This window comes from Alteriqipengyuania lutimaris, from assembly GCF_003363135.1.
Taxonomy (GTDB): domain Bacteria; phylum Pseudomonadota; class Alphaproteobacteria; order Sphingomonadales; family Sphingomonadaceae; genus Alteriqipengyuania; species Alteriqipengyuania lutimaris.
Genome location: NZ_QRBB01000001.1, coordinates 303,612 through 327,707, shown reverse-complemented (window position 1 = coordinate 327,707; position 24,096 = coordinate 303,612). Strand labels below are relative to the sequence as shown.

Sequence of the window (24,096 nt, the reverse complement as noted above, 5' to 3'; positions counted from 1 at the left end):
GATCAGCCGTCGTAGTCGCCGCCCACCGAGGTCGAGCGGGTCGGGGTCGCCGCGGTCACGCGCAGCGCCTCGGCCGACTGGCTGAGCGAGCCGATTTCATCGGTCTCGTCGTCGTCGTCGGGCAGGATTTTCTGCAGGTTGGTGACCATGCTTTCCTGCAGGTCCTTGGGCTTCACGGTCTGCTCGGCAATCTCGCGCAGCGCCACGACAGGGTTCTTGTCGCGATCGCGGTCCAGCGTGATTTCGGCGCCGCCGGAGATTTCGCGTGCACGCTCGGCGGCGAGCAGGACGAGATCGAAGCGGTTGGGAACCTTGTCGACGCAATCTTCAACGGTAACGCGCGCCATAGTGCGGGGCACTCCATAAGCATGTGAATTTCGGGATCGCGCGGAGTATAGGCATGTCCCGCCCGTTTTTCAACAGAAAGCCGCGCGCCGCGGCTTGCCGCCTCACTCCTCGCCGTAGCTCGAATAGTCCCTGAACTCGGGGCTCGAGAACTTGGTGTATTCGCTCTGGAAGATCAGCGGCACGTTGCCGGTCGAGCCGTGACGCTGCTTGGCGACGATCAGCAGCGCCTTGTTCACCAGCTTCTGATGCTCCTCCATCCAGTCCTGGTATTTCTGCGCGTCGTCGGGCGATTCGGAGCCGTCGGGCACGTTGGGCATCTGCGCCTTGTGGTAATATTCGGCGCGGTAGATGAACCACACCATGTCGGCGTCCTGCTCGATCGAGCCCGATTCGCGAAGGTCGGCCAGCTGGGGCTTCTTGTCCTCGCGCTGCTCCACCGCGCGGCTGAGCTGCGAGAGCGCGATCACCGGCAGTTCCAGCTCCTTGGCCATGGTCTTGAGACCACGGCTGATCTCCGAAATCTCGTTCACGCGGTTGTCGTTGGCGCGGCCCGAGCCCTGCAGCAGCTGAAGGTAGTCGACCACGACGAGGCCGATCTTGTTCTTCCGCTTCAATCGCCGCGCGCGCATCCGCAGCGCGTCGATGGTGAGCGCGGGCGTATCGTCGATATAGAGCGGCAGGTCGGCGAGGCGCTGGCTGGCTTCGGAAAGCCGCGTGAACTCGTCGCGCCCGATGTCGCCCGAACGCAGCTTTTCCGAACTGATCTCCGCCTGTTCGGCAAGAATACGCGTGGCGAGCTGGTCGGCGCTCATTTCGAGGCTGAAGAACGCGACCGGCGCGCCGCCCGAATCAGGCCCGCCATCGCGCATCTGCTTCAAATATTCGTAGGCGGTGTTGAACGCGATATTGGTGGCGAGCGAAGTCTTTCCCATGCCCGGACGCCCGGCGAGGATCACGAGGTCGGAATTGTGCAGACCGGCGGTCTTGTCTTCGATCGTCGAGAGGCCGGTGGTACGCCCCGACAGGCCGCGATCGGAATTCATCGCCTTCTGCGCCAGCTTCAGCGCCGCGATCGAGGCGTCTTTGAAGGTGCTGGCGTCGGAACCGATATTGGTCCCTTCCGCGATTTCGTAGAGCGAGGCTTCGGCGACCTCGATCTGCTTCAGCGGTTCGACCGCTTCGGACGTGTCGAGCGCGTCGTTCACCAGTGTGCGGCCGACCGTCACCAGTTCGCGCAGCAGCGCGAGGTCGTAGATCTGTTCGGCGAGCTGCCGCGTGGCGAGCAGGCCGTGGCCGTCCGCCGTCAGCTGCGCCAGATAACGTGTGCCGCCGAGCGGCTCGAGATGCTCGCTGCCTTCGAAATAGGGTTTCAGCGTCACCGGGCTGGCGGTGCTGCCGCGCTCCATCATGGTCAGGATGCGTTCCATGATCAGGCGGTGCGCGGGCACGAAGAAATGTTGCGGCCGCAGCGGGTTGGGCAATTCCTCGTAGACCGAATTGTCGATCAGGATCGCGCCGAGGAAAGCGGCCTCCGCCTCCACGTTGGAGGGAAGCGCACGGCCGACCGAATCGCCGCTCGCGCCCTGATCGGCGGGATTGGAGGCGGCGGGCGGGGAGAGAAGCAGGCTGTCTTCGGACATTCGGCGGACATTGTGCGAACGCGCGGGCACTCGCAACTCGATTCCGCGCCGATATTTTCGAAGAGCCTGTGCAAAAGGCAGACAAGACCCGAAGGCGCTTGCCGGGGGCCGGTAAATTCTGCGAAGGCAGGTCGCAACGACATGGCCGATCACCGCATCTCGAAAATCGATCTCGACGACTCGACGATCCTGTGGCGCAATGCCGATGTCGAACAGGAACGGCGCGTGGCGATCTTCGACCTGATCGAGGAGAACACCTTCAAGCCGGTCCGTTCGGCGCAGAAGGGCGCGGATGGCCCCTATCACCTCGGCCTGGGGGTGCGCGACGACCGCCTGGCGCTCGACATCGCCGACGAGCAGGGCGCGCAGCTGGAAACGATCATGCTGGGCCTCGCCCGCTTCCGCCGCCCTATCCGCGACTATTTCGCGATCTGCGACAGCTATTACCAGGCAATCCGCAAGGCGACTCCATCGGAGATCGAGACGATCGACATGGCCCGGCGCGGGGTTCACAACCGCGCGGCGGAGCTGCTGGTCGAACGGCTGGAAGGCAAGGTCGAAACCGATTTCGCCACCGCGCGGCGGCTGTTCACGCTGATCTGCGTCCTCCACATCCGGGGCTGACGAACGCATGGCCCGGAAAACCAGACGCCCGCTGTGGCTGAAGCTCGTGCTCGCGCTGCTGATCGTCGCCCCGCTGGCGCTGGGCGCATGGCTCTATCTCGACCTCAGGACGTGGCAGCCGCCCGAAAGCGAATATCCCGAACAGGGCGCGGACCTTTCCGCCGCGAATGATTCGGTCAATTTCGCGGTGCTCGCCGGGCAGGGCGCGGATTTCGTCTACCTTCCCGCATCCTCGGGCGCGGCGGAGCGATCGGGCCGGTTCACCCGCGACATGGCCGCCGCGCGCGCCGCCGGGCTGGAGGTGGGCGCGGTCCACCGCTTCGATCCCTGTGTGCCGGCTGACGGCCAGTCCGCCAATTTCGTGACGATCGTCCCGCGCGACGAGACGCTGCTGCCCCCGGCGATCGCGCTGGTCGATACGGGCGAGGACTGCATCGAACCCGTGGCGAGCGGGCAGGTCCGCAGCGAGCTGACGATCCTCGCCAACCAGATCGAGGCGCATGCGGGACGCCCTGCGATCCTCAAGGTGTCGCGCGAATTCGAGGACGCGCACGGCGTCGCGGCGCGAATCGAGCGCAACCTGTGGCTGGTGCGCACGCGGTTCGAGCCTGATTACGGCGGGCGCCCGTGGCTGATCTGGACGGCGAACGAGAAATTTCACAGCGGCGCGAGCGAACAGCCCGTCGCCTGGGCAGTGGTGAGGCCATGAGCGAACCCCGAGACACAGATCTGATCGCCGCGGCGCGCGAGGCGGTCCGGACCGCCTATGCGCCCTATTCGGACTATCCCGTGGGCGCCGCGCTGCGCTTTGCCGATGGCGCGATCGTGACCGGGACCAATGTCGAGAACGCGAGCTACGGCCTCTCGCTCTGCGCCGAAACGCTCGCGGTTGCGAAAGCGCTGGCCGAGGGGCGGCGCGGCGGGCTGGAAGCGGTCGCGGTGGTCGGTCCGGCGGGCAAGGGGGGCGACGCGCCGATCACGCCGTGCGGGCGATGCCGCCAGGTGCTGAACGAGATCGCGCAGTTGGGCCGCACCGACCCAGCGATCCTGTGCGTCGGTGCAAACGAGGTGCTGGAGCTGCGCCTGTCCGAGCTGCTGCCGCACGGTTTCGGGCCGGCGCATCTGGATTAGACCCATCTCGATCGGGGCCTGACTTACTCCTCTCCCTCAAGGGGAGGAGCATGCCGCGCCGGGCATTTTCCTACTTCAATCGCGCAAGCTAGCATCGCGAAGGCTCTTTCCCATCGTCGTCATTTTTGCCTGCTGCACCTCGTCTCTCAGGATCGCGGGCCCAAAAACCGCAAAGTGTCACCCATCCGGCAGTAACGCTTTGAACGATAGGCAATTTCCAGGGGTGACACGTGGGTGACACGTGTCACCCTGCCTCGCTCCCCTGCTGGCAGGGGAAGGGGAAGGGGGAGGCTCACATGCCATATTCCCAACCCGCTCGCCCTGAGCCTGTCGAAGGGCTGTCCTTCTTCTTGAGAGCCAGCTCAGAAGAAAGTCCAATCGTTGGGCCTTCGCCCCATCTTCGAGTCCGACAAGCTCAGGATGAGCGGTTGCTGGTCATGGGTATCTAGTCGTCGCTCTCCAGCCATTCGAGCAGTGCGCCGAGGCAGTCGCGGGCCAGCACGCGCGAGCGTTCGGGGCTCCAGCCCTGCAATTCGTCGGGGTAGTCGGCATTGTCCTTGAACGGCATTTCCAGCGTCATCGCGGTCGCGGCGTAGCGTTCGGCCACCTGGTTGGTGCTGATCGTCAGGTTGGCCTTGCCCGGGGCGGTCTTGGGATACCCCTTCTCGGTCTGGAAGTCGGGGCTGCGCCGGTCGAGGATGCGCTGGTAGCGATAGAACCGCTCGCCATGCTCGTCGCTCCAGCTCGGGATGCCTTCGAACCCGGCGAGGAAGACCGCGTCGATCGCCTCGTCGCCGTGGACGTCCATCGCGAAATGCACGCCGGTATCGTCCATCGCATTGCGGATGGCGAGGACCTCGGGCGATTTCTCCGCAGTGGGCTCGGCCCATTCGCGGTTGAGATTGACGCCCTCGGCATTGGTGCGCAGGTGCCCGCGCGCGCTCCCGTCGGGGTTGCAGTTGGGCACGATGTGGAAGCGGCATTTCTCCCGCAGCGCGCGGCCCAGCGTCTCTGCCGGGTCGCACAAGAGCTGCAGCGCGCCTTCCATCCACCATTCGGCCATGCTCTCGCCCGGGTGCTGGCGCGCATAGAGCCAGACTTCGACCTCGCCTTCGCCCATTTCGAGGCAGTCGAGCGGGCGGCCATCCAGCGTTTCGCCCAGCTTGCGATGGGTGACGCCTTCGCTGCTCGCGCATTCGGCGATCAGGTCGTGGTGCCGGTCGATCGAGAAGGGCGCGAAATAGGCGAACCAGACCAGATCCGCGCCGGGGGTGTAGCGGATGGTGAGCGTGCCGCCTTCCTCGTCCTTGTCGAAGGTCGAGGGGGCGCGGCCCCAGAAATCGCGATCCTCGGACACGCAGGCATTATAACCGGACCACCCGCCCGGATAGGCGCTGTCGTTCAGGCCGACGATCTTGATCACCAGCTCGCGCCCGGCCGCATTGGCGACGCGGAAATGGAACCACTGCTTGAATTCGCTGTCCTTGTCCGGCTTCAGACGCAGCATGGCGCTGGCCTGATGGACGGTCATCACGTCGATGCTGCCGCTGTCGAATGCACTGTCGATGATGATGTTGCTCAAGGATTGACCTCCACTTCGATCGTTTCTCCGTTGTTCCCCGGGAATCCGCGAAACAGCGCGTCGGCCAGGGCCTGCGCTGCCGCCTCGTTCTGGGCGAGCGGCGATTTGGCAGGCGCATCGAGCCGGGCGCGCCCTTCCCACAGAACCTCGTTCGACGCCACATCGCGCAGCGACACGCTCATCTGCGTGATCACGCGCTCGTCCGATCCGCCGCCCAGATTGATGCCGAGGCCAAGGCCCACGCCGCTGCCGTAGCCGCCGGTCGATCCGCCCGCGCCCACGCTCACCGGGCCGCCACGGCCCGCCTCGTCGCGCTGCGTGCGCTCTACGCTGACCTGCGCGGTCTGGCCCGCGCCGCTGCGCGCGGCCTCGGCATAGCCGTAGGTCGCCAGCTCGCGTGCGACCGCGGCCTTGTATGGCGTGAGCGCGAGGCCCTGTTCGGGCGAGCCCGGCGCGCTCTCGACGAAGAGCCGCGCATTGCCGAGCTGCGCGCGGCTATCCTCGGCGACGAAGCGGGTAACCTCGACCGGGCCTGCCGGGCGAGTCGTGTTGCACGCGGCAAGCGCGAGCGGGAGGGCGGCGAGAGTAATGAGTGTGCGGGCCTTCATTGGGTGGGCCTTTCAGGTTGCGTTGTTCTTCTGTCGCTGGGAACGCACGAACCCTGCAATCCGTGCCCCGATCGCGGGGCCGGGCGCAGGCAAGCCCATGCGATTTGCTTGACTTTCCGGCGATGCGGCATAAATGGCACGGCAATGACGTCGGCATCGGCAGGCTGGTCCTCCGGTGCCGCTTTGTTTTGCGCGAGTGTTTCGCGCAGGACAACCACAGTTTCCGCCGATCGTTTGCAGGGTAAAGCCATGAAGATTCGCAACAGCCTCAAGTCGCTCAAGAAGCGCCACCGCGACAACCGCGTGATTCGCCGTCGCGGGCGCACCTATGTGATTAACAAGACCAACAAGCGGATGAAGGCGCGCCAGGGCTAAGCCCTCGCGATGCGGCCTGCACTCGCACGCTGAGGTCGATATCCGGCGCGGGTGGCGAAGGCCGCCCCGCGCCGCGATCGGCTGCGCCATCGCGATTGCGTGATCGCGCGCATGAAAAAGCCCTCCGAGCCATGTGGCCGGAGGGCTTTTTGCTGGGCCGGCCCGCCCGTCTGGGGGAGCGGGCCGACCGGGACCGCATCGTCAGGCCGCTTCGGTGGCGCGGCAGCTCGCGAGGTCTTCGGCGTCGATTTCGTTGCCCGCGACCGAGAAGGACGCGACCTTGCCGAATTCGCGGGACAGCTTCTCGCACACCAGCGCGGGGCGCGAACGGGCCTTGGTGCCGACACAGATCGTGCCCGAGCAGATGAAGGTGCCGCCGCGGATGATTTCGGTGCGACGTTCCACCGGCTGTTCGAGCGTGGCGCGATAATAGGCACCCGACTGCGCGTGGGCCGGGGCCGGGGCCACGGTGGCGCCGAAGGTCAGCAAGGTGGTGAGGGCCGCGACGCCGCCGATGGCGACCTGGCGGAGGGGGTTGGTGCGAAGGGTCATGTCGGGCTCCATTCTCTGTGAATTTTCCGGGCAACCCGGTGGCCGCGATGGGCGGCCGAAGTTTCGGTTGCGAATCACTACCTACCTCTATAGGTTTTAGGTTGCAACCGAAAACTTAGTTTCAGTTTTGTGACCCGCGGCAATTGCGGTAGGTCTCGGGACTCGGAGAGGTCTGATAATGGGTACTGATGTCCGCGAGCCCCTGAAGGAACTGAGCGCCTGCGGCCTGCCCGCAGCGCTCGAAGTGATGGGCGAGCGGTGGAGCTTCATGATCCTGCGCGCCAGCTTCAACGGCGTGCATCATTTCGAGGAATTCCTCAGCGAGCTCGGCATCGCGCGCAACATCCTCTCCAACCGGCTCAGCCGGCTGGTCGAACACGGCATCCTCGACCGCGTGCAGGACGAGGCGGACCGGCGGCGCGTGGAATATGCGCTGACCGAGAAGGGCTTCGACCTGCTGCCCGCGATGGTCTCGCTGCGCCACTGGGGCCTCAAATACGGCAGCGAGACGACCGGGATGGACCCGGTGATCGTCGACGAACGCGACCGCATGCCGATCGGGCCCGTCGCCATGCTCGCCCATGATGGTCGCATCCTCGGCCCCGCGGATCTCAACATGATCGCGCGCAAGGACTTGCCCGAAGCGGGCCGCGACCGGCGCGAGGGCGAGGTGCCCGATACCCCGCACGCGATCGAGCCCCCGCGCGAAGCGGCGGAATAAAGCCCCGCTGCTGCCCCGCGACGCCGCGCGCATGCCTCCGAAGACTTCCGACGGCCGCTACATCATCGTCGACGGTGTGCTGTGGCGCGCGACCGATCCGCGCCTGCCCGAGGCGCGCCGGCAATATCTTGTGAATGCGCTGATGGACGCCCGCCGCGCGGTGGGCGCGGCGAAACGTTCGGGCGATGCCCGCGCGGAGAGCCGCGCGCGCGGCCAAGTCCATGCTGCAAAAGTGGCGCTGGGCGAACGCGGCCCGGTGTGGTGGAGCGACGGCGCGCCCGATCTGACGCGGCGCAGGCTCGCCGACACCCCCTACGCCCGCTGACCCCACACCTCGATATGGTCGCGGCGTTCGACGCGGATCGGCAGATCGGCGTCGATCAGCGGCGTCAGATCGTGCTCGGCGAAGAGCGCTTTCGCCGCCGGGTGGCGTCCCGCTTCGATCAGCCGCTGCCACAGGAAGAACGTGTAGGGCTGGACGCCGCCGGTATAGGCGACGCCGCGGAACGAGGTCTCGACCGTGCCGATCACGCGGCGGTGCGGCCTGTCGGTGACAGGCTCGCCGGGCTGCGGCGAATGCTGCGCCACGTAGTCGCGCAGGAAGGCGAGCCGGTCGGTCAGGTCGGGCACCAGTTCGCGCGCGATCTGCGCCATCAGCGGCGCCATCGTTGCGGGCAGCTCGCCCTCGGGAAAGTCGGGCGCGGGCGCGGCATAGTCCACGCTGTCGAGATCGGGCGCATGCATCCGCTCGACCCAGCGGAACACGCGCGGGGCCTCGCGCTGCATGATCGCCAGCGGCACGGGATCGCGGCCCAGATGCGCGAAGAGCGGCCCGAACATCGCGTAGTCGGCGATGCTGGGCGTCGAACCCAGGAGAAACGGATAGGCCGCGAAATGGGCATCGAGGTTCGCCAGCAACTCGGAATAGCTCTCCTCGATCGCCGGGACCGTCGCGGCATCGACGCCCAGCATCGGCAGGTAGGAGTGCATCCGCCCCATCGTCGCTTCGGCACGGTCCGCATCGCCGCCGGTGGCGAAGGCATCGCGCAGGAAATGCTCCTGCTCGGCCAGATAGCTCCAGCGGTAATGCATCGCATGGCGCGTCAGCCCGACCACCGCGTAGATCTCGAACAGGTGCGCGAGCGCCAGCAGTCGGGCATCGCCGGGGTAGGCGGGGTGCGGCACGGGCGGCGCGGCCTCGCCCTCGAAATGGTCGATGATGTCGACCGTGTCCTGGACGATCGTGCCGTCGGGCAGCTCGACCACCGGGATGATCGCGCGGCCGATGGCGGGCAGGATGCGCTCCGCGAAAGCGGGATCGGTCGGCGCGCGCTCGACATAGGCGATCCGCTGCTTGCGCAGGTAGGCGCGCGCGCGGCCGCTATAGAGCGAGTGGGGCAGGCCCCACAGGGTCACCGGTCGATCGGGGGGCTGGGTCATGGGCATCCTTGACAGGCATTCTCTCGGAGGCGGCTGACTATCGCCGTCGCCCGCGCGCGTCGAGCGCCCCGCTCAGGCTCCCGGCACCAGAGGTTCGGGCCCGGCGGGGACGATGCCGTACGGATTGATGCGCTCGTGGCTTTCGTAATAGTGATGCCGGATATGCTCGAAATTGACGGTCTGCTCGATCCCGTCGAGCGCGAGGATGCGGCGCGTCAGGGCGGCGAGGTTCGGGTAGTCGGCGATCCGCCGGATATTGCACTTGAAATGCGTGTGATAGACCGGGTCGAAGCGGATCAGCGTGGTCCACAGGCGGATATCCGCCTCGGTCAGCCGGTCGTCCACCAGCCAGTCGCGCCCCTCCAGCCGCTCTTCCAGCTCGTCGAGCACCTCGAACAACGGGCCGACCGCCTTCTCGTACGCCTCCTGCGAGGTCGCGAAGCCCGCCTTGTAGACGCCGTTATTGACCGCGTCGTAGACCCGGTCATTGAGCGCATCGATCTCGTCGCGATGGCCTTCCGGATAGAGGTCGAGATCGTTCGCGCCGCACTGGTCGAACGCGCTGCCGAGCATGCGCAGGATGTCCGCGCTCTCGTTGTTGACGATCGTCTCCTTCTTCGTGTCCCACAGCACGGGCACGGTGACATGGCCCGAAAAGTCGGGCTTGGCGCGGGTGTAGACCTGGTGGAGATGATCGGCATCCATCAGCGGATCGGGCGTGACGCATGATCCCTCGCGGAAGGACCAGCCGCCTTCCTTCATCAGCCAGTGGACCACCACCAGCTCGATCTGGTCGGTCAGACCTTTTAGATGCCGCGCGGCGTTGGCGCGGTGCGCCCAGGGGCAGGCGAGGCTGATATAGAGGCGGTAGCGGCCCGGTTCGGCCTCGAAGCCGCCTTCGCCGGTCGGCCCGGGCGATCCGTCGGGCGTGATCCAGTTGCGAAACGCGCTCTCGTCGCGCTCGAACTCGCCCGAATCCTCGTCATTATGCGCCCATTCGTCGTGCCATTCGCCGTTCTTCAGAAAGCCCATCGCGTCTCGCCTCGCTGCTGGAAAGTATGACGATCAAGCGCGAGGGCGCGGGGGACGTTCCCGGGGCGCGAGGACCGACCACGTCCAAGCGTGAAATCTGTTGCCTGCTCCCCGGAGCGGGTGTATTTCGAGCGCACGTTACCGGGCCCCTCTGGCGAGCGCGCAGCGCGCTCGTGATGTCGGAACGCAGTTTGTGCGTAATCCGGGCCCTTTCGATGACATTCCCATTCGACCTATCGACGAGCGTGCAGGATAGTCTCGCGCCATGCCTGCCATGCGGGGGCGAGGCGTAGGATGCTGCAGTTCGCGACCTACCTGCTCGACGCGCTGATCGTCGTCGCGGCCGTGATGTCGGCGTGGTTCTGGCTGCGCGCCAGCGGCAAGCGGGTGCGCCGGGTGAGCAAGCACGAAACCTTCGACCATGCGGATATCAACCGCCTCGTGGTCGCCCTCAACCGCGCGCAGATCCTCAATGCGAGGGCAGCCAAGGCAACCGCCGCCGCCGCCCTGCTCGGGGGCCTGCGCGTTCTTCTGGATTTCTGGCCATGACTTTCCTTCTTCTTCTGGGCGGACTGGTCCTGCTCGTGCTCGGCGGTGAATTTCTCGTGCGCGGGGCGGTCGTCATCGCGGGCAAGCTGGGCGTCTCGCCATTGATGATCGGGCTGACCATTGTGGGCATGGGCACGTCCATGCCCGAGCTTGCGGCGAGCCTTCAGGCCGCGCTCGCCGGGTCGCCGGGGATCGCGCTGGGCAATATTGTCGGCTCGAACATCGCCAACACGCTCCTCATCCTGGGCGTCGCGGCGATTCTCGCGCCGATCGCGGTGGCGCGGGGCACGCTGCTGCGCGACGGAGGGGTGGGCCTGCTGGCGGCCTGCGCCCTGCTGGCGATCGCCTGGACCACCGGGCTCGGCCGCGTGGCAGGCCTTGTTCTGGTGGCGATGATGATCGGCTACCTCGTGGTCGCCTACCGGCAGGAGCGCAAGGCCGCCGCGCATAGCGCCGCATTCGACAAGGCGGTGGCGCTGGAGAATGTCGATCCGGCGCTGACTCCGGAACAGGGGCGCGGCACGGGCTGGGCGGTCTCGCTCGCCTTCCTGCTGGCGGGGCTGGTCTGCATCGTCGGCGGGGGCACGCTGCTGGTCGATGCCGCAGTCAAGATTGCGATCGAGTTCGGCATGTCGGAAACGCTGGTCGGCCTCACCATCGTGGCGGTCGGCACCTCGCTGCCCGAGCTGGTGACCTCCGCGGTCGCCGCGATCCGCAAGCAGTCGGAGGTGGCGCTGGGCAACGTGCTCGGGTCGAACATCTACAACGTGTTCTTCATCGGCGGCGTCACGGGGATCATCTCGCCCACGCCGGTGCCCGAAGCGATCGCGCGGTTCGACCTGCCGGTGCTCGTCGGCGTCTCGCTGCTGGCGATGGTGCTGGCCTTCACCGGAGCGCGCCTGTCGCGCCGGGAGGGCGCGGTTCTGGTGGCGGCCTATTGCGTCTATCTCGGGTTTACGGCGGGGTTGATTTAGGTATCAAATCCCGGCCGCCCTTATCCTCTACTGGCTTGGCGGCCGGCACTATCACTGATGCTGGCGTCGGAAGCGATGGTGAGCCGCCGGAGCCGGATTTGGGCGTGGTACTGGCAGCGGTAAACAGTGGAAAGATCGTAACGAGGGGAATCTTTTCCGGATTGCCCCCGTTACAATCTAGTCATGCAAGGACATTCGTCAGACTGCGCCGTTCATAACGAACCGGGGATGCCTGACGGCCCCTGCAATTGCGGAGGCTTAGAGCTGAGCATGGATTACGCTCATACCCCTGTCATTCTTCGCGTATCCCTGCCGGGGCGCATGGGAGACTTCCTCCGTGAGATGCATGGAGAAGGCCTTGTCCAAGCTCATCATCTTCCAACCGACAGGCTCGTTGCTGACGCTCCCGCCACGAACTTGGAAGACCCGCATACAGGGCTTGTGAGCGGTAGAAATGCCGACAGCATGGACCTCCACGATACGAGAGAAGCCATCATAACGTAGCTCAAGGGCGACGCCGGATTGTAGCGCCGCAACAGCAGTATTGTGTATCATCGCGATACCCTTTCAACGTATCGCAACCGCCTTGACCTTCGAGTTCACACAGGTAGTTTGCCCGTGCTGTTACAAGCTCAGTCCACCAGACGGTTGCACTAAAACCAAGGTGGAATGAATGGGGTTCGGGTCGGTAGCCCGGCCCCAATTCATGTCTAGTGAGCATGATTCCGGGCCGTGTCGTGATTCGCTAGTGAGGCGCGCGTATGGATCGGGGATAAGCACGGTTGCGCCGCCGCCTCGTATTCGCCCCCCTCCTAGGCTTCGTCGTGTGGGCGAGACGAGAGCCGACAAACGCCAGATCGATTGCGATGCGGCTCCAGTGCGCTTCTGCATGGCTTGATTGGATGCGCGGTCGTCCCGGTTCAGATCGCGCACTGCCTTAAGCCTCATCGCCTCGGCGGCCTGTATCAGCAGTGTGCGCCCCATCTCGTCGGGCGTCGCGAAGCGCTCCAGCATGGTGCAGTCTAGCTCGGCATTAACGCGTACGCCGATCCCCTCGGCTCGCTGTCCTACACGCCCTCGTCACACTACGCTCCCAGCGCTCTTTCAAACCGTCGATCCGCCCCGGAACTCCAGGCAAATTCCCCGCCATCGGTCCCGGAGCTTTTTACCCCTTAGACACTGTGTCAGGTGTGTCAGAAACCCAACTGGCGCGCCTGCCCTCAGGCTCTGGGTGCCTGCCGCCGGTAGCTCAGCGCTTCGGCCACATGGACGCGGCCGACCTGCTCCGAGCCCGCCAAATCCGCCACTGTCCGCGCCACGCGCAGCATCCGCACATAGCTTCGCGCCGACAGCCGCATCGCCTCGGCGGCCTGCATCAGCAGCATGCGGCCCGCTTCGTCGGGTGTTGCAAAACGCTCAAGCATATCGCCGTCGAGCTCGGCATTGGTGCGCGCGCCGCTCTCCTGCGCCCGCGCCGCCTGCACCTCGCGCGCGGCAAGGACCCGCGCGGCGACCTCGGCGCTTCCCTCGACAGGCGGGGGTAGGGCGAGGTCGGCGGCGCTGACCGGCTCGACCTCGACGTGGCAGTCGATCCGGTCGAGCATCGGCCCGCTGACCTTGCTCTGGTAGTCGGCGGCGCATTTGGGGGCGCGCGAACAGGCGAGCGCGGGATCGCCGAGATGCCCGCAGCGGCACGGGTTCATCGCCGCGATCAGCTGCACCCGCGCGGGAAAGCTGACATGCGCATTGGCCCGCGCGACGTCGACCTTGCCCGTCTCGAGCGGCTGCCTGAGGCTGTCGAGAACGGGCCGCTGGAATTCGGGCAGTTCGTCGAGGAACAGCACGCCCAGATGCGCGAGGCTGACCTCTCCGGGCCGCACCTTCAGCCCGCCGCCGGTCAGCGCCGCCATGCTCGCCGAATGGTGCGGCGCGCGGAAGGGCCGCGCGCGGCTGATCCGCCCGCCTTCGAGCAGCCCGGCGACCGACTGCACCATGCTCACCTCCAGCGCCTCGGCCGGGGAGAGCGGCGGGAGGATGCCGGGCAGGCACGCGGCAAGCAGGCTCTTGCCCGCCCCCGGCGGCCCGCTCATCAGCTCGTAGAGAACCTGTGGACCCAATTAGCCCTCACCATTGGTGAAGGAACCAATTCACGGGAGATACCCTTGCAGATCGAAAGCCAGTCCGCCTTTGCAGCCGCGCAAGCGACCAACGCCCCACGCGTCTACAGTTACACCCGCTTCTCCACGCCCGAGCAAATGGAGGGCGATAGCCAGCGCCGTCAGAGCGCAGGAGCACTTCGGTGGATCGAACGTAAGAATGCAGAGCGGAAGTCTTCGGGTTTGCCGCCGCTTGTTCTAGATGAGCGTTTGAGCCTCCAAGACCTAGGGGTTTCCGCCTTCCGGGGGAGCAACGCGAACGCAGACAAGGGGCTGGGCGGTTTCTTGGTAGCCTGCCGAGAAGGCCTCATTCCAGAAGGTTCATACCTGATCGTCGAAAGCTTGGATCGTGTAAGCCGAATGACGCCGCGAAAGGTCTCGCGCTTACTCGACGATATCGTGGATGCAGGGGTGGTCATCGCAACGCTAGGAGATGGTCAAGAATACGACAGCGACCGGCTCGATAGCGACCCGACGGCCCTTCTCATCGCTCTCATGGTCTCTTGGCGTGCTCACGAGGAGAGCAAGGTGAAAGCCGAGAGGCTTTCGGAGGTCTGGGAAGAGAAGCGTCGTCAGGTCCGCGCTGGCGAGGCCCAGAGGCTGACACGCAAAGGGCCGTCGTGGCTCGAACCGGAAGGAGAGGGTTGGGCAGAACGCCAGCCGCACGCCGATACTGTCCGGCGGGTGTTTCGCATGACGCTCGAAGGGGTCGGAGAGCACCGCATCGCGCGCACGTTTAATGAGGAAGGCGTGCCCATCATGGGTGGTGGAAAGATGTGGCACCGGTCCACGGTTTCTAAGCTCCTACGAAATAGCGCGGTTGTCGGAACGCTTGTGCCGGGACGAGTGGATTACAGCTCGGGCCGGAAGTTGCGGGTGAGTGAAGAGCCGATACCGGATATTTTCCCTGCGGTTATTAGCCGCTTTGATTGGGAAGCCGTACAGCTCCTGAAGGATCAGCAAACTCCTGCCCCTAGAGGGAAGGCTGCTACGGGCGCGCTAGCCAATGTCTTTGCGGGTCTCGCGAGGTGCCCTGAATGCGGAGCGACCATGACCCGCGTAATGAAGGGGAGCGGCCCCAAGGCGGGCAAACCCAAACTGGTATGCACCAAAGCCAAGGCGGGAGCTGCTAGCCACCGGTATCGATCGGTACCGTTGGACGTTCTCCAGCGAGCGGCTCTGGGTAAGTGGCAACATCTCTTGATCGACATTCCAGCAGGGCAGGGTGGCGGAGACCTCGACGGTGAGATCGATAACCTGAACGCGGTGATCGACGTCACCATCGATCAGCTCCAAGAGATGGCGGAAGTCAACAGAAAGCTTCCCTCAAGAGAGCTCGCGGCTCGCCATCGTGCGCTCAAAGCGTCTCTCGCTTCCTATCAGAGCGATCTTCGCGCTTTAGAGAGGGAACGGGTTGCCGCTGACCATGGGCTGATTGCCGCTCGGGCTGAAGCCTTCGGAGACCTGATGGAGCAGGACGCTTCGAACTTGTCGAAGGTCAATGCAGCCTTGCGGACCCTCTTTGCGGGCGTTGTGGTTGATTACGAAAGGGGCGTCCTTCGCTTCCTCTGGCGACAGGGAGGTATGGTCGAAATCCGATACGCATCGCTGTCGCCTATCAGCTCTTAGCTTCGATATAGTGACCTACTCGGCGGCTCAGTGTTTGAGCCTGACTGACCGATGTCTGCGGGAGGGTTAGTGGGGAGGACGAACCACCGCCCCTTGCTGAACTCTGGCATGATGACTCCGCATGATCCCTTGGGGCTCCATACGATCCCCTTCAGGTACCCTAACAGGATATCTCACCAATCTCTCTCCCCCAAGGGTGAGGGTTAATCGGCCCTTCGCGTCGAACTCCCTCGATCCGGCTTTCGGCTCCCCATGTTTCGTCACAGAACGCGCGCCAATAAACCCTCACCCTTGGAGATAGGAAACGCCTGTCTCCGCGCGATTTGCGCATCTCCAGACATGAGAGCGGCACCGGCCGCCAGAAATGATTTCCATGAACACGCTCCCTTCCACCGAAGGCGAGAACGGCGGCATGCGCGCGGTCGTCGAGTACAGCGGCTTCCAACCCCAGCGAACCGAAGAGATCCCCGAGGAACACAAGCCGTACCTCGATAAGGTCCTTGGCATGCACCCCTTCGACGATGTGCCCGGCAACGTGAGCGGCGGCACGAACCTGCCAAATCAGAAGCCCGTCTCTATCGAGGCTCTGTCGCCCGAGATGCGGCGCGAAGTTAGCGATCGGCTGGCCCACCACCGGCCCGAGGATCATGACCGTTTCGAAGCCCAGTACGTCGCAGAGGCCATCAAGGCGAAGCGCGGCAAGATCAGAGCGATGACCGGCGTCGGCAAGGAGGCGCTTCCCTTCCACCGGGAACAGGCGGAGATTGCGGGCCGATACTATGAACTCCAGCGCAGGCGGGACGCCCTCCAGGACGACCTCGACCGGGTACGCGAGTATACCACCGAAACCGACCCGGAGACCGGCGCTGCCAAGCCTGCCGAGATCATGGCCATTACCGGCACACGGCGCGCAGCATACGAAGATCAGGTGATCGAACTCGACCGCCAGATGCGCCTCCTCGTGGGCCCCGACGGCTCCTACGGGATCGAGGCGCAGAAGCGTCTAGAGGAGACGCTGCGCAAGTCCGCTGCCATTCTCTACGACCGCGCACAGGTTCAACAGGAAGAGGCGGAAGCGAAGCGCCGCGCCGCTGAGGCCGAGCGCGAAGAGCGGATCAACCGCCGCGTCGATTCCCTGAAGACCATGCGCACGGGCAAGCGCTAATGCGAGGCCGCAAGCCCCGCGTCATCGGCCCGCGTCAGGTAGAGAACAGCGAGCCCTACGTGGACATGAACCGGCCCGGCTCTCCCGGCTATGACAGCCGCCATCGCGAGTACCGTTTCGGCATCGGCGGCGGCATGACCCGCGTCGACTACGGTGCCCCCGTAGGTGCCCAAGCGGTCGCGGCGGTTCCGAGCCAAGCCGAAGAGGCCCCAGCGGAAGAACCGAAGCCCGAGCAGACCGAAAACCCCCAGCCGTCGCCATCGGAGCCCACCGGCTCCGAGCCGGATTGGCGTAAGGACTACGGCCTGAGGAAGAGCACATGACCGCCACTGCTTCCTCAAACCGGGGCTCGCTCCGCGCCGCTATCGACGCGAAGTGCAAGGACTGTGTCTACGACAAGCAGGAACCGGGCGGCTGGCGTCAGCAAGTGGCGGCATGCCCGTGCGAGCACTCCTGCCCGCTTTGGTCTGTGCGAACACAACCGCGAGCAGCGGCGTAGATCGCCCCCACAGTTCCGAACAGAGCGCTGTCAGGGCCACATTCTCAGCAGAGGGTGTGGCCCTTGGACCTTCGGGCCTGCTCATCATCCCAAGTTCAAAAAAGACAGCCCTATGCTGTCATTGGAGGTACCCGTGGCAAAGACGCCGCCCGTGCCGGTGCCGGAAGGGCACCGCTATTGCTTCTCCTGTGAGACGCTCAAGACCCTCGACAGGTTCGGCAAGCATCGCCGTTCCCACGACGGGCACTACTCGCTGTGTAGGCCCTGTGCCCGTGCATCTACCGCGCGCTCGCGTGAGCTTCGCCAGCTAGTGCGTGAGACCGCCGACCGCATCCAATCCTCGGCAGCTACCCGCCCTGCAATCGCTTTGCAGGAGATCGCGGTTGCCCTGCCATGAGCCGCTATCCCATCGCCGATTTCGCAGCCGAGCTAAGCCCGCACCAGCAGGACAGCTTCGCGATCTTCGCCCTTCGGGCTCCTTATGAGCGCGTGCGAGGTTACGCTGCGCAGCAGACCCGCGTCATGGCCGCTGGCGGGGCTCCTGCCGGGGCACCGAGGAACTGGAGGGGCGGTTAGTTTTGCCGCAAAAATCCGAAGCGGGATATACGTATACGACAGGCGCGCCGTCCCCCGTAGGGGGTGGGGCGGCGCTCTGATAACACCAAACCAGAAGGTCCTCGCAGCGCACAATGAAGAGAAGGCAAAAAGATGTGTAACCCAGTATGGATCAGCAGAGCGGCTTTCGCGCTGACTTTTCTCGCATCGCTCATTTCCGCCTTCCGACCAGAGTGGGCGCAGGCCGGTATCGCTCTTGCCTTGCTCTCAGCTCTTCTTCTGTGGACCATGCGCGAACTGGCACAACGCGCCAATGCGAAGCTTATAGCACAAGTGTTGGAGTTGGGCGGTTCGGTTGATGGTCTCGACATCGCGATAAGGGATGCACACCCCAATCTGAACAACTCAGCCGGTTTTGTGGGTGAAGGTGAGTTGGCGAGGATGAACTACGCTCAGCTAATTCGTCGGCTGCGTACTGACGGGCACCTTGGTGCTCTCGCGGACTCATGATCTGAGTCCAAGTGAGTCGTTCCCAAGACGGGATGAGGCGGCGGCGTCTGGACCAGATGGAAAGCGGCCCATACAAAATGGCCTAACGTCCATTTGGCTGTTCTGTAAGGGACCTGATTATGTGCCGAGTTGCCGCCTATTATCGCGTTTCCACCGACAAGCAGGGCCGCTCCGGCCTCGGGCTAGAGGCACAGCTCCAATCCGTCTGCGCACTCTGCGAAGCAAGGGGTTGGGAGATTGTCTCGGAGTTCACGGAGGTTGAAAGCGGCAAGCGCAATGACAGGCCGGAACTTAACGCAGCGCTGGAGCATGTCCGCCTCACCGGATCAAAGCTGGTAGTGGCGAAGCTCGACAGGCTTAGCCGCGATGCGGCATTTACGCTCCAGTTACGGAACAGCGGCGTGGACTTTACGTGTGCCGACAACCCCGATGTTAATCGCCTGACCATCGGTCTTTTAGCCGTAATTAACGAGGATGAGCGAGAGCGTATATCGGAGCGCACGAAGGTGGCGCTTCAGGCCGCGAAGGCTAGGGGCGTAAAGCTTGGCAATCCTAACGGCACCGCAGCCATCCGAAAGGCCGCAAAGGGAAACAAGGCATCGTTGGCGTCAATCAGTTCGAACGCGGACGAGTTTGCGGAGAGCCTTCGTAATACGATCAAAACCCTCCATCGAGGTGGAGAACTAAGCCTTGTCGGAATGGCCGCAGAGTTGAACAAACGGCACATAAAGGCCCCAAGAGGGGGCAAATGGCACGCCTCGTCCGTTCGGAACCTGATCATTCGATTGTCTGCGCTGGAGGACACGGTAAGTCCGAGCTGACCTGCTTTTTTAGGTTATGTATCCACCCTCGCGAAGCCAGTGGTCTGCGCCTTCGTTCATGTCCTTTTCCAGCTTATTCCGAAATAGGCCATACAGGCCCGGGGCCACGAGGGGATTGAGGGCTCGGCGGGTATAAATGGCAGCCTGAAGTTGTACGCTTTTGTGCGTGCACTCCTCGGCAGTGCACCCTCGCTCGATCACATCCTCGACAACGGCCTGTGCGGCGTTTCTAATTTGTTGATTGGCCTCCGCAGCGTCTCGTTGCCTGAAACCCTCTCGGATCGCGAAAATTAACAGTGGGGCGATTGGGAAGAGATAGGAGAGAAGCACTTCGCTTAGCGATGCATCGGACAGTAGAGCAATGCCAGTCAATGCGAGGGCAACAAGGATTGCACCCCAAAAAAGGATTTGAGAATAAATCATTCTCAAGGCGCTATCGTACGTCACATTTACTCGCTGACATATAAGCCGAGCGACATGGAACGGCGCATTGTCCACGGAAGTTGGGTACCAATCAATCAGCTGATCAGAACTCCTCTTCTCGTCCCACGTGCGTCGGGCGGAGGTAATTTGCTCAGGTTGGAGTTTTGGGCCCGCCGCTAGCTCGTTCCATGGAAGCTTAAATAGTTTGGTATCGTACGCCTCCGAAGCCTTCGCCGCCACCTTGACCGCGTGTCGATAGCGGCGGTCAATAAAGAGAGCATCCAACAGAGTCAGTAGTATCGCGCCAACTGCTACACTTGCACGGTGTTCGGGAACTGACAGAGCGATTATCGCACCTATGATTGGGACTGGGATTACCGCCACCATCTGGATTACCAGCCAACGCTCGGCTATCTTCCACAACCACTGACGGGCTTGGAGGAGACCAAAGTACGGCTCCTTGTTTTGACGCCCTGCGATATCTTGCATGTCAGTCCTACCTTATAAGGACGTGGAACGCGGAACTCTGGCCTACAAGCTGAGAATCAGCGCTGCGTATGATAAAAGCTTCTGCCAAGTGCACACCCTTATAGCTAAGCTGCTCCCAGCGCTTATGCCCCAACTGGGGGCTCTCGAACCCACCCCGTCCCGCCCCCATAGCCATCGCTATGCGGCCAGTATTCGTGATGCGCCAACGCACAAAGTGTCCGATAGGAACTTGCTCGCCGCCATTGACCCGAACATCGAACCAAAGTCCTCCGTCTGCGGGCAGCTCCTCAAAATCTCTCACCTGCCTCGATGACCCTTCTGGGGAGTGCTGGCTTGGATGCCACCTCGCCAGAACTTGAACATTGTCACTGATGTTCTCGGCAACTTTCCAGATAGGGGGCCGAATGTGAGGGGGCCGATCAAAATCCGGCGACCAGATCCATCGGCCAAATGAGACGATCTTATCCGCCAGCGAATCGTCATGATGGGCCGATGCTACGAGCAGAGCCCGTTCAGCCTCGACGTTCTCGGTCAAATCGGCGCTTTCGGCCTTATGCGCGACGGTCACGCCCTTGGCGAAGCCGTCGCCGAACACCTGCCGCCAAGCCAACACGCTATCGTAAAAGCCCGACTTTTCGTAGGCCTCCTCAATATCGCTACGCAGTTGGTGAATCACGTTGCGGAGGGTGTCATATTGGGCCTGGCTGATCAGCTCGCCAAAATCTTCCCCGTTGAGAGAGGGATTGGCTACGGTAGGTCTGATCGGTTGAGTCTGAAGGTATGTATCGAGCCGAATAATCAACGTTTTGAGTGCGCTGGGTACGTCCTCAAAACCCGCGAACTCTTTATCATTCCATTGCATCTGATTGCCCAGCAGCGTGGTGAGCAATACGGACGGGCACTCGAACCGGCTCGTGATATCGCGCAGATATTTAACTAGCCTCGTTACCTTGCGAAATGAGTCGTTTCCGGAGTGGGAGTTTCGTTCCTTAAGCCACTCGGTGAAGGCTGTAGGTTCTGAGGGAACAAACTCATTTGCGGACCGATCACAGACTTCGTGATGGTCGGCTACTTCACGCCCGCGTACGCACGGCGCGATGTCAATTCGCCGCATGCCTGCATAAACGATTGTGACACAGTAATCGTACAGCTCGACCTTGTCTCCATAACGCCCGCTTGCCGAAAAGATGTCGTATAGGGATTTGACGTAGTCCTTCGCTTCCCACCCATCAACGGGAGCGACAATCGCGAGGAGGTCTGCATCATATTCCGCACCTTCCACGGGCTTGATAATCGTCTTTGCAGCCCAAGAGCCTTGGCGTTCAAACTTCCAAATCCTAGGCTCCCATTCGGCCTCTCTTATGAACTCCTCAATCGCGTCGGCGCTGCCTTCAAGAAAGTCCAATCGGGTTTGGTTGAGATTTACAGTGTCTCTTAGAAAGTCACTAAAGCGGTTCACAAGCTTCATCGGCACCCCCCATCAGGTTCTAAGCAGGTAGGAACAAAGAGACAACATGCAAGGGTCTTTACGATCTGATTGGTAGCAGGTTGTGGCCGCCCGCCGCCGCGATCTCGAGCGCGCGCTTGGCGCTCTCCTGCCCCTTCACCTGCCTGAGGTCGGGGCCGGGCGCGCGCTCTTCGACCGTGCCGATGGTGGGGGTGGCCAGCTGGTGCGTGCCCTTGAGGTGGCCGAGCAGGCTGACGAGATCGGGCGCGGCGAGGACGGGAATGCCGCTCGCCCAGCGGGCCTCGGCACCTTGCGAGGCGGGGCAGATCAGCCCGCATTCGGCCTCGCTCGCATGCAATGCTGCCAGCAGCACGCCGGGCGAGGCGACCACGCGCCCGTCGAGCGCGAGTTCGCCGACCGCGACGAAGTCCGCCAGCTGCTCGCGGTCCGCCACGCCCATCGCGGCCAGCAGCGCGAGCGCGATCGGCAGGTCGTAATGCGATCCGTCCTTGGGCAGGTCGGCGGGCGAGAGGTTGACCGTGATCCGCTTGGGCGGCAGCGCGAGGCCCATCGCGGCGAGCGCGGCCTGCACCCGCTCGCGGCTCTCGCTCACCGCCTTGTCCGCCAGGCCGACGACGCTGAAGCGCGGAAGGCCGGCGGCGAGCTGGCACTGCACCTCGACGGCGCGCGCCTCGAGCCCGAGATAGGCGACCGTGCGTACCAGTGCGACCACTTGCGGCCATCCCCCTTCTTCCAGCCCCGGCAAGGGTTTGCCGGTTTGTCGCAGGCTTGTCGAGATCGCAGAATCGCGCGCAATTGTGCGGGCCGGACGACAGGGTTAGCGCGCCGGAAACCACGCTTGCTTGGCCGATGGTAACACGCGGGCGGCAAATGCTTGCCGGTGCGCTGGCTTGTCGCCCTCCTTCCGGCCCTGATGCTGACACTCGGCCTGGTCCCGTCCCCGCTCGCGGCGCAGGGCGCGCCGGATGGCTGGGTGCTGCGGGTGACGGTGAGCGAGGAATGGATCGACGAGACCGATCCGCGCTTCGACGATGCCTGGCCGGCCGCGAGCTATGCCTACGCCGATACCGTGGCGGGCGATGCGCCGCGGATCGACTACGCCATCGCGGACCGCGCGATCTCGTCCTACCGTGCCACCACCCCCAATGCCCTTGCCGCTTACGGACCGTTCCGCGTGATCGACCCGACGCGCGCGGCCCTCGTCGGTACCACCACCGCCGCCACCCCGGCGCAGTTCGCGGCGCTGCTGCGGGCCTTCCCGGGCCTGCGTACGCTCGACATGCTGGAGGCGCCGGGGACGGAGAACGACCGCGCCAACCTCGAGGTCGGGCGGATGATTCGCGATGCCGGTCTGACCACGCGGGTACCGCGCGGCGGATCGGTCCGCTCGGGCGCAGTCGAGCTGTTCCTCGCCGGGGCGAGGCGCGAGGTCGAGGATGGCGCGCGTTTCGCGGTCCATTCGTGGCGCGACAATCGCGGGCGCGAGGCGGACGACTTCGCCCCCGACGCGCCCGAGCATCGCTACTACCTCGACTATTACCGCGAGATGGGCATGAGCGAGGCAGGCGCGCGCGACTTCTACGCGATGACCAATGCGGTGCCGCATGCCGGGGCCCGCTGGCTCGACGCGGGCGACATGCGCGGCTGGCTGGCGCGGACGATCGAGCAAGCCGCCAACGACAACGGCACCGACAACACCACTGGCATCGCGCCGCGCATTGCCTACCTTGACCTGACCGTCGCGACGCCGTAATAGCGCGCGCTTGAAGTTTCGCCTTGCGGTGAAACGCAATTCGCGGATGGGCCGCTCGCAAAGGCGCCACCATCCGGCTCATCGACTAGAGGTTTACCATGAAGCGGACTTTCCAGCCCAGCAATCTCGTTCGTGCGCGCCGCCACGGCTTCTTCGCACGCAAGGCCACCACCGGCGGCCGCAAGGTTCTCGCCGCGCGCCGCAAGCGCGGCCGCAAGAAGCTCTGCGCCTGATTCGCTGAGCGGTCGCGGGGTGCCATGCGCATCGCCCGACCGATCCACGCGACAATTCGATTTGCTTGCGGGCTCCCGATCGGGGGCCCGTTTGCCTATCTGAGCGCCATGAATTCAGCCGTGACCGACAGGCCCGAGATTCGCAGGCCCATGACCGCCAGTAGCGTGCTGACCAAACGTGCGGATTTCCTCGCGGCGAATCGGGGGCTGCGTGTGCCCACGCCCGGATTCGTGCTGCTGGCGCGGCCCAACGACGGGCACGGCGTGCGCTACGGCATCACGGTCACCAAAAAGATCGGCAACGCCGTCGTCCGCAACCGGATGAAACGCCGCTTTCGCGAATTGCTCCGGGCACACCTGCCCGCCGGCGGCCTGCCCGATCACGATCACGTCCTGATCGGGCGCGAAGGCGGGGTGGAGCGGGATTTCGCAAAGCTTTCGGATGAACTGGCCGACGCCCTGGGCCGGGCGGCGAGAGGCGAGGGCCAGAAGGGCCGCCCGCCCCGGCGCAGGCGCAGCCGGTGACGATCGTCAGGCGCGCAATGGTGCTGCTGATTCGCGGCTGGCAACTGGGGCCGAGCGCGATCCTGCCGCCCAGCTGCCGCTTCCAGCCGACATGCTCGCAATACGCCATCGAGGCGATCGAGAAGCATGGCCCAATCAAGGGTGGATGGCTGGGCTTCAAGCGTATAATGCGCTGCCATCCGTGGGGCGGGCACGGCCATGATCCGGTGCCCTAGGCCCTGGGGCATGGGGCCAATCACCCGAGCCGCCCGACCCGACAATGTTTCATCACGCGTGAAGCGCAAGCAGGACTGA

At 64.2% G+C, this 24,096-nt stretch carries 26 protein-coding genes and 2 pseudogenes; 17 read left to right on the top strand and 11 right to left on the bottom strand.

Annotated elements, in window-relative coordinates:
• Positions 1–2: 2 nt before the first annotated feature.
• Together rpoZ and DL238_RS01545 are read right to left on the bottom strand one after the other, a co-directional pair.
• Positions 3–347: a DNA-directed RNA polymerase subunit omega gene (rpoZ, locus tag DL238_RS01550; RefSeq protein ID WP_115490651.1), complete on the bottom strand. Its 345-nt coding sequence runs from the start codon at positions 345–347 to the stop codon at positions 3–5.
• 102 nt (positions 348–449) lie between these two features.
• Positions 450–1,988, bottom strand: coding sequence for a replicative DNA helicase (locus DL238_RS01545; RefSeq protein ID WP_115490650.1), 1,539 nt, complete (start codon positions 1,986–1,988; stop codon positions 450–452).
• Positions 1,989–2,129: 141 nt separating this feature from the next.
• Here DL238_RS01545 and DL238_RS01540 point away from each other — a divergent pair, with 141 nt between their 5' ends.
• Genes DL238_RS01540 through DL238_RS01530 form a run of 3 tightly spaced genes read left to right on the top strand, consistent with a single transcriptional unit; the run spans position 2,130 to position 3,743 of the window.
• A complete protein-coding gene (locus DL238_RS01540; RefSeq protein WP_115490649.1) occupies positions 2,130–2,612 on the top strand; it encodes a UPF0262 family protein in 483 nt (160 codons plus the stop codon).
• 7 nt (positions 2,613–2,619) lie between these two features.
• A complete protein-coding gene (locus tag DL238_RS01535) occupies positions 2,620–3,321 on the top strand; it encodes a glycoside hydrolase family 25 protein (RefSeq protein WP_115490648.1) in 702 nt (233 codons plus the stop codon).
• Positions 3,300–3,743 carry a cytidine deaminase gene (locus DL238_RS01530; RefSeq protein ID WP_407640848.1) on the top strand — a complete coding sequence of 148 codons (444 nt, stop codon included), beginning with the start codon at positions 3,300–3,302 and terminating at the stop codon, positions 3,741–3,743. The genes DL238_RS01535 and DL238_RS01530 overlap by 22 nt, the downstream gene beginning before the upstream one ends.
• Before the next feature lie 445 nt (positions 3,744–4,188).
• On the opposite strand, the gene DL238_RS01525 is transcribed toward DL238_RS01530, so the two are convergent.
• Both DL238_RS01525 and DL238_RS01520 read right to left on the bottom strand, forming a co-directional pair.
• Positions 4,189–5,325: a M14 family metallopeptidase gene (locus DL238_RS01525; protein WP_181883780.1), complete on the bottom strand. Its 1,137-nt coding sequence runs from the start codon at positions 5,323–5,325 to the stop codon at positions 4,189–4,191.
• Positions 5,322–5,933 (bottom strand): DUF4136 domain-containing protein, encoded by a 612-nt coding sequence (locus DL238_RS01520; protein WP_115490647.1) that lies wholly within the window; start codon positions 5,931–5,933, stop codon positions 5,322–5,324. Before DL238_RS01520 ends, DL238_RS01525 begins: the two co-directional genes overlap by 4 nt.
• 249 nt (positions 5,934–6,182) lie before the next feature.
• Between DL238_RS01520 and ykgO the strand changes: the two genes are divergently transcribed.
• Positions 6,183–6,308: a type B 50S ribosomal protein L36 gene (gene ykgO / locus DL238_RS01515; RefSeq protein WP_010410131.1), complete on the top strand. Its 126-nt coding sequence runs from the start codon at positions 6,183–6,185 to the stop codon at positions 6,306–6,308.
• A 201-nt stretch (positions 6,309–6,509) separates the two neighbouring features.
• On the opposite strand, the gene DL238_RS01510 is transcribed toward ykgO, so the two are convergent.
• On the bottom strand, positions 6,510–6,860 hold the full coding sequence (locus DL238_RS01510; protein WP_115492705.1) for a CC_3452 family protein: 351 nt from the start codon (positions 6,858–6,860) through the stop codon (positions 6,510–6,512).
• 178 nt (positions 6,861–7,038) lie between these two features.
• Here DL238_RS01510 and DL238_RS01505 point away from each other — a divergent pair, with 178 nt between their 5' ends.
• Both DL238_RS01505 and DL238_RS01500 read left to right on the top strand, forming a co-directional pair.
• Complete coding sequence (locus DL238_RS01505; protein WP_115490646.1) at positions 7,039–7,581, top strand: winged helix-turn-helix transcriptional regulator; 543 nt, start codon at positions 7,039–7,041, stop codon at positions 7,579–7,581.
• Positions 7,582–7,612: 31 nt separating this feature from the next.
• On the top strand, positions 7,613–7,906 hold the full coding sequence (locus tag DL238_RS01500; RefSeq protein ID WP_115490645.1) for a hypothetical protein: 294 nt from the start codon (positions 7,613–7,615) through the stop codon (positions 7,904–7,906).
• Here DL238_RS01500 and DL238_RS01495 read toward each other — a convergent pair.
• Both DL238_RS01495 and DL238_RS01490 read right to left on the bottom strand, forming a co-directional pair.
• Positions 7,894–9,021: a glutathione S-transferase family protein gene (locus DL238_RS01495; protein WP_115490644.1), complete on the bottom strand. Its 1,128-nt coding sequence runs from the start codon at positions 9,019–9,021 to the stop codon at positions 7,894–7,896. The two genes, DL238_RS01500 and DL238_RS01495, sit on opposite strands and share 13 nt — an antisense overlap.
• 72 nt (positions 9,022–9,093) lie before the next feature.
• A complete protein-coding gene (locus tag DL238_RS01490) occupies positions 9,094–10,053 on the bottom strand; it encodes a glutathione S-transferase family protein (protein WP_115490643.1) in 960 nt (319 codons plus the stop codon).
• A gap of 294 nt (positions 10,054–10,347) precedes the next feature.
• Here DL238_RS01490 and DL238_RS01485 point away from each other — a divergent pair, with 294 nt between their 5' ends.
• Together DL238_RS01485 and DL238_RS01480 are read left to right on the top strand one after the other, a co-directional pair.
• Positions 10,348–10,602 (top strand): hypothetical protein, encoded by a 255-nt coding sequence (locus tag DL238_RS01485; protein WP_115490642.1) that lies wholly within the window; start codon positions 10,348–10,350, stop codon positions 10,600–10,602.
• Positions 10,599–11,576 (top strand): calcium/sodium antiporter, encoded by a 978-nt coding sequence (locus DL238_RS01480; protein ID WP_115490641.1) that lies wholly within the window; start codon positions 10,599–10,601, stop codon positions 11,574–11,576. The genes DL238_RS01485 and DL238_RS01480 overlap by 4 nt, the downstream gene beginning before the upstream one ends.
• Before the next feature lie 1,220 nt (positions 11,577–12,796).
• Here the strand turns inward: DL238_RS01480 and DL238_RS01470 are convergent.
• Positions 12,797–13,669: pseudogene (locus tag DL238_RS01470) on the bottom strand (YifB family Mg chelatase-like AAA ATPase); the annotation flags it as partial.
• Positions 13,670–13,738: 69 nt separating this feature from the next.
• Between DL238_RS01470 and DL238_RS01465 the strand changes: the two are divergent.
• From DL238_RS01465 to DL238_RS01435, 5 genes are all read left to right on the top strand, one after another.
• Positions 13,739–15,361, top strand: a complete 1,623-nt coding sequence (locus DL238_RS01465) for a recombinase family protein (protein ID WP_115490639.1) — start codon at positions 13,739–13,741, stop codon at positions 15,359–15,361.
• A gap of 412 nt (positions 15,362–15,773) precedes the next feature.
• Positions 15,774–16,526, top strand: a complete 753-nt coding sequence (locus DL238_RS01460; protein WP_147290968.1) for a hypothetical protein — start codon at positions 15,774–15,776, stop codon at positions 16,524–16,526.
• Positions 16,526–16,849 carry a hypothetical protein gene (locus DL238_RS01455; RefSeq protein WP_115490637.1) on the top strand — a complete coding sequence of 108 codons (324 nt, stop codon included), beginning with the start codon at positions 16,526–16,528 and terminating at the stop codon, positions 16,847–16,849. The genes DL238_RS01460 and DL238_RS01455 overlap by 1 nt, the downstream gene beginning before the upstream one ends.
• An 884-nt stretch (positions 16,850–17,733) precedes the next feature.
• On the top strand, positions 17,734–18,090 hold the full coding sequence (locus DL238_RS01440) for a hypothetical protein (protein ID WP_115490634.1): 357 nt from the start codon (positions 17,734–17,736) through the stop codon (positions 18,088–18,090).
• 119 nt (positions 18,091–18,209) lie between these two features.
• Entirely contained in the window at positions 18,210–18,911 is a 702-nt protein-coding gene (locus DL238_RS01435) for a recombinase family protein (protein WP_115490633.1), read from the top strand.
• Between the two features lie 9 nt (positions 18,912–18,920).
• On the opposite strand, the gene DL238_RS01430 is transcribed toward DL238_RS01435, so the two are convergent.
• From DL238_RS01430 to DL238_RS01420, 3 genes and pseudogenes are all read right to left on the bottom strand, one after another.
• A complete protein-coding gene (locus DL238_RS01430) occupies positions 18,921–19,823 on the bottom strand; it encodes an S-4TM family putative pore-forming effector (RefSeq protein WP_115490632.1) in 903 nt (300 codons plus the stop codon).
• 7 nt (positions 19,824–19,830) lie between these two features.
• Positions 19,831–21,291 (bottom strand): SMODS domain-containing nucleotidyltransferase, encoded by a 1,461-nt coding sequence (locus DL238_RS01425; RefSeq protein WP_115490631.1) that lies wholly within the window; start codon positions 21,289–21,291, stop codon positions 19,831–19,833.
• Positions 21,292–21,364: 73 nt separating this feature from the next.
• Positions 21,365–22,003 (bottom strand): annotated as a pseudogene (locus DL238_RS01420) (magnesium chelatase domain-containing protein); the annotation flags it as partial.
• A 201-nt stretch (positions 22,004–22,204) separates the two neighbouring features.
• Here DL238_RS01420 and DL238_RS01415 point away from each other — a divergent pair.
• From DL238_RS01415 to yidD, 4 genes are all read left to right on the top strand, one after another.
• Entirely contained in the window at positions 22,205–23,044 is an 840-nt protein-coding gene (locus tag DL238_RS01415; RefSeq protein ID WP_234030917.1) for an alpha/beta hydrolase, read from the top strand.
• A gap of 98 nt (positions 23,045–23,142) precedes the next feature.
• Positions 23,143–23,277, top strand: a complete 135-nt coding sequence (rpmH, locus tag DL238_RS01410; protein ID WP_010235936.1) for a 50S ribosomal protein L34 — start codon at positions 23,143–23,145, stop codon at positions 23,275–23,277.
• 150 nt (positions 23,278–23,427) lie between these two features.
• Positions 23,428–23,802, top strand: a complete 375-nt coding sequence (gene rnpA, locus DL238_RS01405; protein WP_115490630.1) for a ribonuclease P protein component — start codon at positions 23,428–23,430, stop codon at positions 23,800–23,802.
• 17 nt (positions 23,803–23,819) lie between these two features.
• Positions 23,820–24,017, top strand: coding sequence for a membrane protein insertion efficiency factor YidD (yidD, locus tag DL238_RS01400; RefSeq protein ID WP_199801452.1), 198 nt, complete (start codon positions 23,820–23,822; stop codon positions 24,015–24,017).
• Positions 24,018–24,096 lie beyond the last annotated feature (79 nt).